We start from the raw sequence: 15191 nt of genomic DNA, 5'->3' as shown, positions 1-15191 counted from the left end.
ATCTGACGTCTAAAACGTCAGTCCGCCGCCGTCAACCGACAGCGTCGCCCCAGTGATAAAGGAAGCCTCATCGGACGCCAAAAACAATACCGCATTCGCCACTTCTTCCGGCGTTCCGATGCGGCCGAGGGCGTTCGCTTTCGAGATGATGGGCCATTTGCGCGCATCTTGTTTCCAAGGCGTAATGATGTTCGTGTCGATGACACCTGGGGCGACGGCGTTGACGCGAATATTGAATTTGCCGTATTCGAGCGCGGCGTTTTTCGTTAACAAAATCACCCCGGCCTTCGAAGCGTTGTAGGCCGATTCGTACTTTTTCCCTTTGATTCCAAGCAAGCTCGACGTATTGACAATCGCCCCGCCGCCGCATTGCTTCATCACCGGCACCGCGTATTTGATCCCAAGAAAGACTCCTTTCAAATTCACATCAATGACCCGATCCCACTCCTCTTCGGACAATTCGGTGCTCCGCACTTCGGAATGGCCAATGCCGGCGTTATTGAAAAGAATATGTAGGCCGCCGAATGAAGCGATGGTGGCTTGGACAAGATCATGCACTTCGTTCGCACAAGCGACGTCCGCCTTGACGAAGATCGCCTCGCCCCCGCGTTCGCGAATGAGGCGGACCGTCTCCTCCCCGCCTGTTTCATCAATATCGCTCACGGCGACCTTCGCTCCTTCATCCGCAAACCGAATCGCCGTCGCTCGGCCGATGCCGCTGGCGCCGCCGGTGACAATCGCGACCTTTCCGTCCAGTCTCACGCTTCTCCCGCCTTTCCCTTTTTTTGAATCCGCTTTCAACATATATACTAACCGGTTGGTATGTTGTTTCTTTTATTATACACTGTATTTGCAATATTTCAAATGTTTTTATCGCCGTATCGAGGGGGAAGAAACAGGCCTTGGCGTTGATCGTATGCATCAGGGTACGGTGGCGGCTCGAAAAAGAATTAGGTGAAATGGATGACATTGTCGCTCGTATCCCGTCAGGAAACAGCGATACTAAAAATGGAGGTGCATGGGCATGACAAACCGCAGGGATGAATTAGGGACCGGCTCGAGCGTTCCGCGCTATACTCCGGGAACCGGCCTTCCTGATGAAATGAGCCCGATTCGCGATATCGCCCGCGGCTTTGAAAACGGCCGGCCGCCGGTCATTGAAATTACGCCCGCCGACGGCCGTCACCAGGCAGACGATATCGATTTTCCACCCGTTGATCGGGCGTTTTGACTTCATTCACAAAAGGGGGATGGACATCCTCTTTGTGTGAATGGGGATAGCTAGCAAGCTTCACTATCGAACCGCCGGCCTTCGTTTTGATTCGGGCAAACTAAGAAAGGCTAGTGAAACCTGATCGATGATGAAACGCGTGAACATAGAGGCGGATACAACAAGTTTTTTCTATGTGTTGAAGAGAATGGGGAGGAAATACGGCCGGCTTAGCGGTGTACGGATACCCACGGCCGGCCGTGTTCCCAATGAACGCGAATCGGAAGACGAAACGCTTCGGAAAGCCGTTCATTGGTTACTACGTCCTCTTTTCGTCCCGCGGCGGCGATGCGCCCGTCCTGCAAAAGCAGCACATGGGTGATCGATTCAACAATTTCTTCAATATAATGGGTGACGTATAACACGTGGCACGACCGGGCGGTGATTTGCGTCATCAAGGATAAAATGTCTTCCCGCGCCAATAAGTCAAGGCCAACGGTCGGCTCGTCCAAAATAAGCAGCTTCGGATTCGCCATCAACGCTCGAGCGATCAATGTTTTCCGCTTTTCTCCTTGTGAGAGCGTCCCGTATGGTTTTCCCCTGACCGCTTGCAAACGGAACGCTTCCATGAACGATTCCGCTTTCGCCCGCTCGTGATCGGTGACAGCATCATACAGGCCGATCGTCGCAAACGTGCCGCTGAGGATGACATTTTCAACCGTCTCGGTTTGCAGCGTGTCGTGAAATTGCTCAAGGAGCGAGCTGCTGACAAACCCAATATGCCGTCGCAACTCCGGCAGACTCGCCTGTCCAAATCGATACCCTAATACTTCCACTTCCCCGCGCGTCGGGTACTGATAGCCTGTGACGATGTTAAGAAGCGATGTTTTCCCGGAGCCATTGAGGCCAAGAATCGCCCATTGCTCGCCTTCTTTCACTTCCCAATCGATTTCATGCAAAATCGCGCGCGTTCCCCGCATCCATGACACGTTGCGCATGCGGATGATGGCGGTCATTGTCCCTCTCCCCTTTGTGGTTCATATGGACGATCTTGATAGAAAAAGTTGGGCAACATGGTCGTGTTGTCATATGACCGATGAAAAATGTGCGTTGTCGCCGGAGACAATGGCGGAATCAGCCATGTCCAGTCGCCGGTGACATGGCGCCCGGCTGCGTTTTCTTGCTGTTCAAACAACTGAAATTGGCGCGCGGCGGTATGATGATCAACGATGCTGACGCCCGCCTTTTTGTAGGAATATAAAACGGCGATATTCAATTCGACCAACGCCTTATCTTTCCATAATGATGCGTTCGAGCTGGTGTCAAGCCCCATGCAAGAGGCCACTTTCGGAAGCATGTTGTAGCGATTGTCATCGGCAAAATTGCGGGCGCCAATTTCCGTGCCCATGTACCACCCGTTAAACGGTGCGGCCATATAGCTAATGCCGCCAATTTCTAGACACATATCTGAAATAATCGGGACGGCGTACCATTTTACCTGCAGATCGCGAAACCACGGAAACTCTGGGTGTTCAATTGGCACCTCCAGCACCAATTCTTTCGGAATCGGTGTCCAAACAGGCTTTTGGCCGTCTACTTGGATCACCAAAGGAAGCACGTCAAAGGGCGTCTTTTCCCCCTTCCACCCAAGCTGTTCACAGGCGCGAGTGAAAGTGAGGGAGGATGGGTCGCCGATCATCCCTTCTTCAGTTTCATAACCGGCATACCGAATCAGTTGATGATTCCAAATGCGCACTTCCCCATTTGGACGGAAGATCGTGATCGCAGGCCGTATTTTCCCCCCATTGGTCGCAAACTCAATATGATGGAACAGATAAGAAAACACCTCGTCAACAGTCGCCGCCTCTCTCGCATCAATGACATGGAGCGATTGCCAAAACAGGCGACCGATGCAGCGATTGCTATGCCGCCAAGCCATCTTAGCCCCGTAGCTTAACTCTTCGTACGTATGGCTATATGTGCCGGTTTGTTCCACTTCCCAACGGATTTCATTCAACCGCCGCTTCATTTCTTTCTCACTTTTTCCAAGCTCCTGATAGCTTGCCGTAATAAACTGTTCCGCTTTTTTCATCAATGGCCGATCATGCTGTCTACGCTTTGTTTGATGCATATTCTTCTCGCTGTTTACCATGTATGCTTCTTATTCCTCCATTTTCCATAACCGAAACTCTTCGCGGTCATTCCGATGCCGATGAGGAAACAAATGCCCCCGACCCACCACATTTGCTCAACAAACATGGAAATGGCAAAAAAAATGAGCGCGAAACCGAGCAGTCGACGGATCAACATGATTCTCTCCCCTTTTCCCCTGCGTGGAACGCCCTTTCATCGTGCGACAGCCATACTATTGCTGCAAGCCGTCGCTCCCACGGGGCAACTGAGAATGGAGCAACGCTCTCCCCCTCTATTGTAGCAGATGCTTCCAAAAGAAAATAGAGAAAACCTGTTTCACTTTGATCCGCTTCCTTTTCTTTTCAGTCAATCATGCTGTTGTTAGCATGATCAGATCATGGAAAAATGAACCTAACTTGGCCCATCCTGCTGTTCATTTGCGGAAAAAAAGCCAAAGCGCCAAAAACAGAAACCCCATGGCAGCGAAGCGCGTCAGGTCAAACGCGATGCGTTGCCCACCGAACAATCCGAAATGATCAACAATCGAACTCATCACGAGCTGTCCGGCGATCACGGCCACCAATGAATTGGCAACGCCAAGTTTCGGAACGATGAGCACCATGACAAACACGTAAAAAGCGCCGAGAATGCCGCCCGTCAACTGCCATTTTGGCACAGAAAACATCGCGAGCAGCTCGCCTTTTCCGAAAAACAACTGCACGAAAAATAAGACGATCGTTCCGATGAAAAACGGAACGAACGCCCCTTCAAGCACCCCGACCCGCCTGCCAAGGCCGCCGTTCACCCCCGCCTGTACGGAGACGGCCATCCCGGCCGCTAGCGCCATCGTCATCCATAACCACTTCATCCACCTTTTCCCCCTTTTTCTCTATCCTCTTTGCTGGACATACATCCGATTCAAGCCAAACACGCTCTTTCTCGGGAACAGGGAGCGAAAAAAGCGATGAAAAGAAGCCGGCCGCTTCACCGTCTTGTCGCCCCGTTAAGAAACGTTGTGGCATCGGCTTTTCGTTTTCCATCATCGCCGATGAGGCAGAGACGAGCGCAATGAGCCTTTATCAAACTTCGAACGTCAGCGGACGAACGTGGATCGATAGAGAATCGGCTCTGAAGCGCAACCGCCGCCCTCTGTCCGTTAGCCGCCCCCATCAACCGAACAACGCGCGAAGCCAGCCGCCGACGAAGGAAACGAGAACAACCGCCCACGCTGGCCACTTCCAGACCGCAAGCAACAGAAAGGCGCCGAGGGCAAAGGCAAAATCAGCCGGCTCGTTCACTGCCTTTGTCCAAATCGGATCATACAGCGCCGCAAGCAAAATCCCGACGACAGCGGCGTTAATGCCGGCGAGCGCCGCTTGGAAGCGTGGCTGATGGCGAAGCCAGTGCCAAAACGGAAACGCGCCGAGCACAAGCAAAAATGAAGGGAGGAAAATGCCGATGGTGGCGACAAGCGCGCCTTTCCAGCCGAACGCAGCCATGCCGATGTACGCGGCCAAGGTAAACAGCGGCCCTGGAACGGCTTGCGCGGCGCTGTAGCCGGCTAAAAACTGGCTGGCCGTGACCCACCCTTGCGGCACCACTTCCGCTTCCAAAAGCGGCAGCACGACATGCCCGCCGCCAAACACGAGCGCCCCGGCGCGGTAAAAGCTGTCAAACAGCGCCCAAAGCGGTGAATGAATCCAAGCGCGAGCAAGCGGCAGCGCGACAAGCAGCACGGCAAATAAGGAAAGCAACAGAAAACCGGTGGAACGGCGAATGAAAGGCGTGATGCCTACGGAAGACGGCGCGACGGTTTGGCGCCGTCTGACCGCGCCGATGGCTCCGGCGATAGCGATCACCGCCACTTGGCTCCATGCCCCCGGCATGAGAAGTACAGCGATCGCCGCTGCGGTCGCAAGTGTGGCCTCCAAGCGGCCGGCGGCGAATTTGCGCGCCATCTCCCATACCGCCTGCGCGACGACCGCAACGGCCGCCAACAGCAAGCCGTGCATCCAGCCCGCCTCTTCCCACGAAGCATGTTGCAGCCAGACGGCAACCAAACTAAGGGCGACCGCCGATGGCAATGTAAACCCAAGCCAAGCCGCCAGCGCCCCCCAGACGCCGGCGCGCATCAGCCCGATGCCGATGCCGACCTGGCTGCTGGCCGGACCGGGGAGAAATTGGCAAAGAGCGACGAGGTCGGCGTACGTTTTGTCGTCGATCCATTTTTTTCGTTTCACGTACTCTTCATAAAAATAGCCAAGATGGGCCACCGGACCGCCAAACGACGTCAAGCCAAGGCGGAGCGCCGTGATCCCAACCTCGAAGACGGAGCCGCGTCGGTCTCCTGCCCGTTGATCCTTTGCAGTCATGGATCCTGCTCCTTTCGTTCACGAGATGGTCATGCTACAATCATATCATCATTCACGAGAGGAGAGAAGATGATGAACGTTCGAACGATGGCGACCAACGGTTTGATCGCCGCTGTGTACATCGCGGTGACGGCGCTCATTCAGCCGTTTGGCTTTACGAACATTCAGTTTCGCGTATCAGAACTATTGAATCACTTAGTCGTATTTCGCCCAACATACGCCATTGGCATCGTGCTTGGGGTCTTTTTCGCCAATTTATTTTTCTCGCCGATTGTTGCGTATGACCTCGTATTCGGCGTCGGCCAGTCGGTGCTGGCGCTTCTGATCACGATCGTTTCCATGCGCTATATCAAGAACGTTTGGGCGCGTATGGCGGTCAATACGTTGTCGTTTACCGTCACGATGGGTCTTATCGCCCTTGAATTAAAGCTCGCGCTCGGTTTTCCGTTTTGGCTCACATGGCTGACGACGGCCATCGGCGAATTTGTCGTTATGGCACTCGGCGCGCCGATCATTTACGCTGTTGGCCGCCGCTTGGCGCCGGAGCTGTTCAATTCCTCCCATCAAAACCGGTAGCCGCCCCCTTGCGCCTTAGGGGGCTCGCTCCATTCCAAAGGCGCATTTCCTGTAGACCACAGGGAAAGTTTTGACCAGCCCTATATCGATGTGGACTACGGCATCGAACGGACAGCCCTTTCAATGATCAGTAACATCACAGCAAGCAAGATGACTCCCACCGTCGTGATCTTCAGCGCCCTCCGCCATTTTGGCAGTAGGCCCCTCCTGAAGAACAGCAAGGCCGACCGCGATTCCGCCCACCCACAGAAGAGGCTAGCCGGGGTGACAAGCTGGCGCCAATCGCTGATCCAAGCGTAGATGATAAGCGTCTGGCAGACAAGCAGAACGCCTACGATGATTCTCACGGTTCTCCCCCCGCCCGATCGAGGCGCCGCGCTGTTGAAATGGGCAGCGCCGGGTGTTTCACTGTCCTTGTCGATTCGAAACTATGCCAGCAAATCCCAATAATGATGACGGCCAAACCAACGACCGCCCATCCGTTTGGAAGCGGAGCTGACAAGAACAGCGCTTCGCCGATGACGGCAAACATGACTTCCGCGGACTGCGTCGCTTCCACAGCGGCCAGTTTTCGTTCGTTCCCTTTTGCCCGATCGGTAGCAATAAAAAACAATGTCGTCGCGATGACCCCGGAACTCATGGCCACGATGAACGACTGCATCGTTTGCCCCGCCGACGGCGCCCCTGATGTCAGCCAGCCCATCAACGCGACCACCAGCCAAAACGGCAGACTGGCCATCGTCATCCCCCATACGCGTTGAAACGCATCAAGGCGCCCGGCGCAATGTTCGATCATTTTCCGATTGCCAAGCGGATACGCAAACGCGGCAATCAGTACAGGAAAGACCCCCAACACGATTTCATTCCATGCGAGATGGCCTGCTTGCTGGAACTGGATCAGAACGACGCCGAACAAAATGAAAAGCGAAATGAAGAGCGCCCGTTTTTCAATCGGACGGCGCACGGACATCGTTCCGTTTTGCGTTTCAATGGTTTTCGTAAACAGCGGGCTAAGCAGAACACCAGCCACAATCGTGCACTGCCATGTCCCGGCCACAAGCCACCCCGGCCCGTAGGCAGCCGCGTAGGTGAGCGGCGCGTAAAACAAGCCGAATCCGACCGTCCCCCAGGTGATCCACACCCGCGGATGGCGCTTCATGTCATGCCAAACCGGGCCGATGTTGCGGCGGAACAGAACGATGGCAAACAGCAGCGGCACCATAAAGAAAAAGCGAAGCGATGAACTCCACAGCCAGCTGCCGCCAGCTAATTCCATGGACCGATTCAAGATGAACGTGACGGCAAAAAAGAACGAAGCGACAAGCCCGATGGCCATTTCCCTCATCATTCCCATCCCCTTCGCAATGTCACAGAACAGTTTTATTGTATCTTATTATTCGAAATTTTCCTATTTGTTTTATTGATTATTTAGAACATAGTTTTATTTAATAAGATAACGGTTATTTTGTCCATTTTTCTCAGCAGCAAGCCATAAAAAAGGCGCCCACGCAAGAAAGTGGACGCGCGTTGATGATAGTTTGTTGGCCAGCAGCAGCGAGACGCCTTCATTTTGGCTCCAAATCGACGGAAAGTGGTTGAGCGGCACCGGCCGCTCACCGCCATACAGCGCCACTTCGATCGTAAATCTGGCCGTTTGAAGTGCAGGACAAGCCGGTTTTTATAGCCTTGGCTCGGGTTTTTTGTGGCTTGACTGGCGAATCTCGCGTCATTTTCGAAACAAGGAGCGCGAGCTGATAGTCACGCTTCGTCCATGCGTCATCCTGATGGAAATGCGAGTAAATAGATCGACTTATTTCTTTAGTTCAATCGGCACAACTTTGCCATTTTCCACTGCTGCAACAATAATTTTTGATTCAAAGCCGCCGTCCTCGCCAACCTTCGGAACGACATACACTTGCTTGTCTTTCGGGATGTTTTTCAACCCTTCATTCATATGTTCGCGAATAGCAGTGGGATCATCGACCGTGCCAGCCGCCTTCATCGCTTCGACAAAGGCGTAAAGAGCCAAGTAGTTATAAGCAGACTCCGAGCTTGCTTCGGCATTGTACTTCGCCCGGTAGTTTTCCACAAACTGCGGGGCTCCCGGCTCTTTCGACTCAACGAGCGGCATGACGCCGATCGCACCCTCAAGCATCTCGTAAGAGCCGACGACCCGCTTCATTTCATCCAACTTCGCCTGGTCCATGACAATAAAGCCGCCTTTAAAGCCAAGTTCGCGCGCCTGTTTCACCACTTTTGCCGTCGGCTCCGACGGTCCGCCGATAAACAAGACATCTGGCTTTTCTTTTAACGCGTTCGTGATGATCGTGAAGAAATCAGTATCTTTCGTAAAGTCAATCGATGTGTTATAAACAACTTCCCCGCCTTGCTTTTCCCAATATGGCAACAGTTTTTCCGTCCAGTCTTTCCCGTATTGCGTCGCTGTCGGCAAGGCAGCCAGCTTTTTGCCAAACCGCTTCATGACATAATCGGTAAATGTCGGAATGTAGCCATCATAACGCGGCGGGATACGGATCGTCAGCTTGTTGCCCGTTTGGGTGATTTTCGGCTCGCTCGTATACGCCGCGATAAGGAAATTGTCCGTTTGGTTGAACACTTGCAACGCCATGACGCCACCGCTGTGCGGGGTGAAAATGATCGGCGTATGATATTCTTGGACAAGCCGTTTGGCATTTGCCGCTGTTTCATTCGGCAAATATTTATCATCCAACGACACCACATTGATTTGATAGGTCTTTCCGTTGACTTTAAACCCACCATTTTTATTGATCTCGTCCGCCGCCATCTTCACGCCGTTTAACGTCCGTTCCCCGTAGTAGGCGGCCGGGCCGCTCAGAGGCCCGCTGTAGCCGATATGGACGGTTCCGGTGTCACCGTTTCCTCCTCCGTTGCCCTTTCCGCCGTTGGCATTGTTGCCTGTTGACTGGCTGCACGCAGAAACGAGCCACATCATGACGGCCGCGATCATAGCGGCAACTACCCATTTTTTGTTTTTCATTCCGATCCCCCCAAAATTATTTTTTATTTCTAAATTTTTAGATAATAGAACGCGCACCCGTTCGCCGCTTCACCCCCTTTCATGGTCTCGTTCTCGTTGGGCTGACCAGCAGCAACGCTAGGAGGCTGGTGATTTCATTGTGAATACTTTGTCATCTCCTTTCTCAACTCGAAAAACGTTGTTGCATCGGCTCTGCTTTTCACGCGTTCCCTGATGCAGGGATTTCACTAGGGGTGTCCCAAAACGACTGGGACACCCTCTCTCATCGCTATCCTGAAAATACCCGAATTCCAAAATGCGTAAAGTTCCAGTATTCAACATAAGGACATTTTCATCCTTCCGATGGTGACGAAAATGTTTCAACATGGAAGTCTATATAGAAGCACCAGCCGCTTCCCTGCCACACGATAGGTTGTGTCGTTCTGGAGGAGAGATCGCCTTTTGGGGTCAGCCCCAACCGTTCGTTCCAAGCGCGGCTGGCCGCCGGCAAACCCGAGCTGACCCACGAACCGGCGGCGGAAAAACGGTTCATTTCCCGTTTCTTGAACATTCCGTGCTCCCGTGTTCGGCTCGCCTTCGTAACCGCGCGATCAAGCGCCAATATACGCTTTGCGGACGCCGTCGTTGGCTAACAGTTCCGCCGCCGTTCCCGAGGCAACGATCGTCCCGTTTTCAAATACGTAGCCGCAATGGGCGATGGACAGCGCCGCATGGGCGTTTTGTTCAGCGAGCAAAATGGTCGTCCCTTCCTTATTAATTTGTTGAATCGTCGCGAACATTTGCTCGACAATGAGTGGGGCAAGCCCGATCGATGGCTCGTCAAGCAAAAGCACTGTAGGGCGCGACATTAACGCGCGGCCGATGGCGAGCATTTGTTGCTGGCCGCCGCTCAGCGATCCCGCTGGCTCGTTTCGTTTTTCATGCAAAATCGGGAACAGCTCGTATACACGTTCCAGCGAGCGGCGGATGCCTTCTTTGTCTTTTCGGTGGACGTACGCGCCCATCCGCAAATTTTCGTACACGCTCATGCGAGCAAACAGCTTGCGCCCTTCGGCGCATTGCACAACGCCGCGCTGAACGATCCGGTCGGACGGCAGCGAATCGATGCGCTCGCCATCAAGGCGAATTTCTCCTTGCGCTAGTTTGTGCAGCCCGCTGATCGTGCGAAACAGCGTGCTTTTTCCCGCTCCGTTGGCGCCAAGCAGCACTGCGATGTCCCCCGGTTTAACGGAAAACGTCACATCGCGAATGGCGGTGAAACTTCCGTAGCGGACCGATACGTTGACGATTTCAAGCAATGGCGCTCCCTCCCAAATAGGCTTGAATGACCGCCTCGTTGTTTTGCACTTCTTCTGGCGTTCCTTCGGCAATTTTTTCGCCGTAATTGAGCACCATAATGCGATCAGCGATTTTCATGATCATTGACATTTTGTGTTCAATGAGGCAAACGGTCAAACCGCCTTGAACCATTTTGACGATCAATTCTCCTAATCCTTCCGTCTCATCAGGGTTGACGCCAGCGGCCGGCTCATCAAGCAGCACAAGCTCGGGGTCGGTCGCCAAAGCGAGCGCAAACGCCACCCGCTTCTTCTGCTCCTGCGACAGATTGGCGACGAGACGGTCCGCCATATCGGTTAAACCGACGAAATCAAGCATCGCCATCGCTTTTTCTTTACATGCCTGCTCCTCGCGGCGATGCCGCTTTGTGCGCAAAATCGCATCCAACACGTTGGACGAGGTGCGCAGCCGGTGGCCGATGATGACGTTATCGATCACCGTCGCTTGCTCAAACAAATGGGTCGTCTGAAACGTGCGGGCGATGCCGAGTTTCGCCCGTTCATTCGCCGGCAGGCGGGTAATGTCGCGCCCTTTAAACGTAATCGTCCCGGAAGTGGGTTTGTATAAGCCGCTGATTAAATTGAAAAATGTTGATTTGCCAGCGCCGTTCGGGCCGATAATGGCGTTGATCTTCCCTTGTTCGACGGAAAACGTCACATCGTTGACCGCCAGCAGGCCGCCAAATCGTTTCGTCAGCCGTTCCACATGCAAAAACATCGTCATCCCTCCTCTGCGCGCCGTTCGCTCCGGCTTTGACGCGGGACGGCCCGTTTCTCCGCGGCTCGGGTTGCGCTCGCTGCGAGGCGGCGAGCTTCCCGGCGCCTTGCTTGGTAACGGATCCAGCCCCCGGCGATGCCGTGCGGGTAAAAGATGATCAAAAGCGTCAACAACGGGCCGAAAATCAACATTCGGTAGTCTTGCAAAAATTGCAGCTGCTGCGATAAAAACGTGACGAGCAACGTGCCGACGACCGGTCCGGCCAGCGTGCCGATGCCGCCGACAAGCAAGTACGTCAGAAAGTCAAACATGACGGTGACATACGCGATATCCGGACCGAGAAAGCGGATAAACGATGCATAAAGCGCCCCGGCCAGCGACGTAAAAAAGACGGACAAAACAAACGAAGTAAGCTTGTTTTTCATCGTCGAAATGCCGAGCGTCAACGCCAACTCCTCGCTGTTGCGAATGGCGATGTACGTCCTTCCCGTCAGCGAGTAGACGAGCCGGTGCATCACAACCATGACCGCCGCCAAGAAAAACAGCACCAAATAATATTGGGCAAGCGGCGTCTGGAAGGAGAGCGGCCCGAGATCAGCGGGAGCCGGAATGCCGATGAACCCGCGCACTCCGCCGGTCAGGCTGTCCCATTTGTCGATGACCAAATAAATAATGTAGCCGACGCATAACGTATAAATCGCGAAAAAGTGCTCTTTCGTCCGCAAGGCGACAAGGCCAATCAAAAGGCCGAGCAACGATGTGAAGGCGCACGAGAGGACGAACGCCCACCAAAACGGAAGCCCCACTTTCACGGTCAAAATGCCAAGCGTATAGGCGCCAACGGCAAAAAATCCGGCGTGGGCAAGGGACAAATAACCGGTGTAGCCGGCGAATAAGTTCAATCCGTAAACGGCGATCATCCAAATGAAGGAGATCGTCATCATGTGCAAGTAATAGCCGTTGGTCACAAGCAGCGGGAAGGCGAGTGCTAACGCCGCGAGAACAGCGAGCCATAGGCGTCGTTTTTCAAAAACGGCCATCAATGTCCCTCCTTGGCAAACAGTCCGTTCGGTTTGACCGTTAAAATGATGACGAGAATGACAAAGGCAATAATGTCTTTGTAGTCGTTGGATACGTACGTCGCCCCTAGACTTTCGCTAAAGCCTAAAATATAGCCGCCGACAATCGCGCCGGGAATGCTCCCCATGCCGCCGAGAATAATGATGACGAACGCTTTCAAGATGACGAGATGACCCATGCCGGGAAACACGAGGTTGATCGGCGAAGCGAGCGAGGCGGCGAGCGCCGCTAAACTGCCGGAAAGGAAAAAGGTCATCATCGCGACGCGATTGGTATGAATGCCAACCAGCTTCGCTCCGTCGCGATTTTGTGCCATAGCCATAATCGAAGCGCCGATGAACGTTTTTTTCAAGAAGAGGTACAACAAGACCATGATGATGACAGCGGATGCGATGATGAGGATGCGTTGAACGGTCAGCGTGAAACCGAGAATGTTGACAACATCGCCGTATGGCGTCGGCATCGTTTGGTAATCCGCCCCCCATACAAACTGGGCGAATGCTTCTAGAAACAGCAAAATCCCGATGGCGGCAATTTTATCATGAAGCGGCGGTGCGTCGCGAAGCGGATAAAATACGAGCCGTTCCAGCAAAACGCCGAGCAGCCCGACGACCACCATGGAAATGATGATCGAAAAGGCATACGGCAGTCCCGCCTTGCTCATCGCAGTCAGCGTCACATAGCCCCCCATCATATAGAGGGCACCGTGCGCGAAGTTAGGAATGTGCAAAATGCCGTAAACCAAAGTCAAGCCTAAAGCAACAAGGCTGTAAACGCTTCCAACCGTCAGCCCGTTTAACAGCTGTTGGATAAACAGCTCCATCCGGCTCCCCCCTTTTTTGTTTGCGGTTTGCCTCCTCGCCTAAACGGCGCGCGACCTCTCATTCGGCCCGGCCGCTCGGGCGGTCCGCGTCCTCGTTCGTTTGATCGCTGCCTTCCGCAGTCGACCGTTGAATGCCGTGCAAAATGAAATCGATGAAAATATCCGTCAATTCTTCTTCGGAGATTCTCCCGTCAGGCCGAAACCAATAATAGCTCCAGTTGGTAATGCCAAGCAGGCCAAACGTGATCATTTCCGCGTGGAGCGACGGCTTGAATTCCCCGCGGGCGATTCCTTCGCGAATCAGCTGCTCATACCGTTTGCGAAACAATCGCCGCTTTGCCCGGATTTCCGATAAATGGCCATCCGTCAAATGCCGCATTTCGCGGAAGAAAATGCGGGCGCTTTTCTTCCGCGTGCGGATGTTGCGGATCACCATGCAAACGATGGCGCGCAATGTTTCCGTGCAGCTTTTTTCCGGCTCGTGCAGCAGCTGTTCTTGCTGGCAAAGCAAGTCGTCCAAGTAGGAGACGCAAATATCGTGCAACAGTTCTTCCTTGCTTTTGTAATAGTAATAAAACGCCCCCTTCGTCGCTCCGACCGCTTCGACGATTTCCTGCACGGATGTCTCTTTGAACCCTTTTTCCTCAAACAGCTCAACGGCCGCTTCCATCAGTTTTTCTTTCATCATTCCGTCCCCGATTCGTCATTCCCGCTCAATGATCGTTGCGATCCCTTGACCGCCGCCGATGCACGCGGTAACAAGCGCGTATTTTCCGCCGCGACGCTTCAGTTCATACACCGCTTTGGTGATCAAAATCGCCCCCGTCGCGCCGAGCGGATGGCCGTGGGCGATGGCGCCGCCGTTGACGTTCACTTTTTCCGGGTTCATCTCCAGTTCGCGGTCGCAGGCGATCACTTGCGCGGCGAACGCTTCATTGATTTCGATGATGTCGATCTCATCAAGGGTCAGTCCAACTTTTTCAAGCACTCTTCTTGTCGCCGGCACCGGGCCGATGCCCATGATGTTCGGGTCAACCCCGGCGACCGCATGGGCGCGGATGACGGCCAGCGGCTGTACGCCTAGCTCCTCTGCTTTTTCGCGCGACATGATGACGAGCGCCGCGGCGGCGTCATTCAGGCCAGAGCTGTTTCCAGCCGTCACCGTTCCTCCTTCCAAAAAGGCTGGCGGCAGCTTCGCCAACGCTTCCATCGTCGTGTTCGGGCGCGGGTGCTCATCCGTGTCAAAGACAAACGGCTCTCCTTTTTTCACCGGGACGGCAATCGGCACGATTTGTTCGGCGAATCGTCCCTCTTGCATAGCGCGCGCCATGCGCTGCTGGCTCCGCAAAGCGAAAGCGTCTTGTTCCTCACGGCTGATGCCGTATTTTTTCGCCAAGTTTTCCGCTGTGATCCCCATCGGCGGATCGCCGATTTCTTTCGGTGACAGCTGTGACTTGCGAAAGCTGGGAGGCGTCGAACTGTACGGCTTTTCCGGCCGCTCCATCAAATACGGCGCGCGGCTCATGCTTTCCACCCCGCCGGCGACATACACATCCCCGTCGCCAGCCCAAATGGCTTGCGCCGCTAAATTGACGGCGTTAATGCCCGACCCGCACTGGCGGTCGACGGTCAGCCCCGTCAGCCCGAGCGACAAGCCGGTTTGCAGCGCTGTCAGCCGGGCGATATTGCCACCGCCGCTTAACACATTGCCCATGATGACATCATCGACCAGCTCCGGTCCGATGTTGGCCCGCCGCATCGCCTCTTTGATGACTTCCGCGCCATACACGTGCGCCGGCAGCGTCGCCAAGGCGCCTCCTTGACGGGCGATCGCCGTCCTGACAGCGGACACAATGACGGCCTCTCGTTTCATCGCCATTCCCCCTCCTTTTTCAGCCGCTCCGTCCCGCGGCTTGGGAAGCG

General features: G+C 54.2%; 16 protein-coding genes. 2 read left to right on the top strand and 14 right to left on the bottom strand.

Annotated elements, in window-relative coordinates:
- Nucleotides 1-9: 9 nt before the first annotated feature.
- A complete protein-coding gene (locus tag GC56T2_RS08260; RefSeq protein WP_144974411.1) occupies nt 10-762 on the bottom strand; it encodes an SDR family NAD(P)-dependent oxidoreductase in 753 nt (250 codons plus the stop codon).
- A gap of 262 nt (nt 763-1024) precedes the next feature.
- Here GC56T2_RS08260 and GC56T2_RS08255 point away from each other — a divergent pair, with 262 nt between their 5' ends.
- A complete protein-coding gene (locus tag GC56T2_RS08255; RefSeq protein WP_144974409.1) occupies nt 1025-1231 on the top strand; it encodes a hypothetical protein in 207 nt (68 codons plus the stop codon).
- 209 nt (nt 1232-1440) lie between these two features.
- On the opposite strand, the gene GC56T2_RS08250 is transcribed toward GC56T2_RS08255, so the two are convergent.
- The 4 genes from GC56T2_RS08250 to chrA form a co-directional block, all read right to left on the bottom strand.
- Nucleotides 1441-2226 (bottom strand): ABC transporter ATP-binding protein, encoded by a 786-nt coding sequence (locus GC56T2_RS08250; RefSeq protein WP_144974407.1) that lies wholly within the window; start codon nt 2224-2226, stop codon nt 1441-1443.
- Nucleotides 2223-3302 (bottom strand): nitric oxide synthase oxygenase, encoded by a 1080-nt coding sequence (locus GC56T2_RS08245; protein ID WP_222427775.1) that lies wholly within the window; start codon nt 3300-3302, stop codon nt 2223-2225. The genes GC56T2_RS08250 and GC56T2_RS08245 overlap by 4 nt, the downstream gene beginning before the upstream one ends.
- 474 nt (nt 3303-3776) lie before the next feature.
- Nucleotides 3777-4211, bottom strand: a complete 435-nt coding sequence (locus tag GC56T2_RS08240; protein WP_144974402.1) for a DMT family transporter — start codon at nt 4209-4211, stop codon at nt 3777-3779.
- Nucleotides 4212-4512: 301 nt separating this feature from the next.
- Nucleotides 4513-5715 (bottom strand): chromate efflux transporter, encoded by a 1203-nt coding sequence (chrA, locus tag GC56T2_RS08235; protein ID WP_144974400.1) that lies wholly within the window; start codon nt 5713-5715, stop codon nt 4513-4515.
- Between the two features lie 72 nt (nt 5716-5787).
- On the opposite strand from chrA, the gene GC56T2_RS08230 reads away from it, so the two are divergent.
- Complete coding sequence (locus tag GC56T2_RS08230) at nt 5788-6291, top strand: QueT transporter family protein (protein ID WP_144974398.1); 504 nt, start codon at nt 5788-5790, stop codon at nt 6289-6291.
- A gap of 343 nt (nt 6292-6634) precedes the next feature.
- Here the strand turns inward: GC56T2_RS08230 and GC56T2_RS08220 are convergent, their stop codons facing one another.
- The 9 genes from GC56T2_RS08220 to GC56T2_RS08175 all read right to left on the bottom strand — a co-directional run bounded on the left by GC56T2_RS08220 (nt 6635) and on the right by GC56T2_RS08175 (nt 15141).
- Nucleotides 6635-7636, bottom strand: coding sequence for a DMT family transporter (locus GC56T2_RS08220; protein WP_172706352.1), 1002 nt, complete (start codon nt 7634-7636; stop codon nt 6635-6637).
- A gap of 465 nt (nt 7637-8101) precedes the next feature.
- Nucleotides 8102-9310 (bottom strand): ABC transporter substrate-binding protein, encoded by a 1209-nt coding sequence (locus GC56T2_RS08210; protein WP_144974391.1) that lies wholly within the window; start codon nt 9308-9310, stop codon nt 8102-8104.
- Between the two features lie 331 nt (nt 9311-9641).
- Nucleotides 9642-9860 (bottom strand): hypothetical protein, encoded by a 219-nt coding sequence (locus GC56T2_RS08205; protein ID WP_144974389.1) that lies wholly within the window; start codon nt 9858-9860, stop codon nt 9642-9644.
- Nucleotides 9861-9900: 40 nt separating this feature from the next.
- Nucleotides 9901-10608 (bottom strand): ABC transporter ATP-binding protein, encoded by a 708-nt coding sequence (locus GC56T2_RS08200; protein WP_144974387.1) that lies wholly within the window; start codon nt 10606-10608, stop codon nt 9901-9903.
- On the bottom strand, nt 10601-11365 hold the full coding sequence (locus tag GC56T2_RS08195) for an ABC transporter ATP-binding protein (protein WP_144974385.1): 765 nt from the start codon (nt 11363-11365) through the stop codon (nt 10601-10603). The genes GC56T2_RS08200 and GC56T2_RS08195 overlap by 8 nt, the downstream gene beginning before the upstream one ends.
- A 2-nt stretch (nt 11366-11367) precedes the next feature.
- A complete protein-coding gene (locus GC56T2_RS08190; RefSeq protein WP_144974383.1) occupies nt 11368-12405 on the bottom strand; it encodes a branched-chain amino acid ABC transporter permease in 1038 nt (345 codons plus the stop codon).
- On the bottom strand, nt 12405-13268 hold the full coding sequence (locus tag GC56T2_RS08185; RefSeq protein ID WP_144974381.1) for a branched-chain amino acid ABC transporter permease: 864 nt from the start codon (nt 13266-13268) through the stop codon (nt 12405-12407). Before GC56T2_RS08185 ends, GC56T2_RS08190 begins: the two co-directional genes overlap by 1 nt.
- Nucleotides 13269-13326: 58 nt before the next feature.
- Nucleotides 13327-13953, bottom strand: coding sequence for a TetR/AcrR family transcriptional regulator (locus GC56T2_RS08180; protein ID WP_144974379.1), 627 nt, complete (start codon nt 13951-13953; stop codon nt 13327-13329).
- Nucleotides 13954-13971: 18 nt separating this feature from the next.
- Nucleotides 13972-15141 carry a thiolase family protein gene (locus GC56T2_RS08175; RefSeq protein WP_144974377.1) on the bottom strand — a complete coding sequence of 390 codons (1170 nt, stop codon included), beginning with the start codon at nt 15139-15141 and terminating at the stop codon, nt 13972-13974.
- Nucleotides 15142-15191 lie beyond the last annotated feature (50 nt).

The organism is Geobacillus sp. C56-T2 (genome assembly GCF_007829715.1).
GTDB classification, from domain to species: domain Bacteria; phylum Bacillota; class Bacilli; order Bacillales; family Anoxybacillaceae; genus Geobacillus; species Geobacillus icigianus.
Note: the sequence above shows the minus strand (reverse complement) of the source record. Positions and strands in the feature narration are given on the sequence as shown.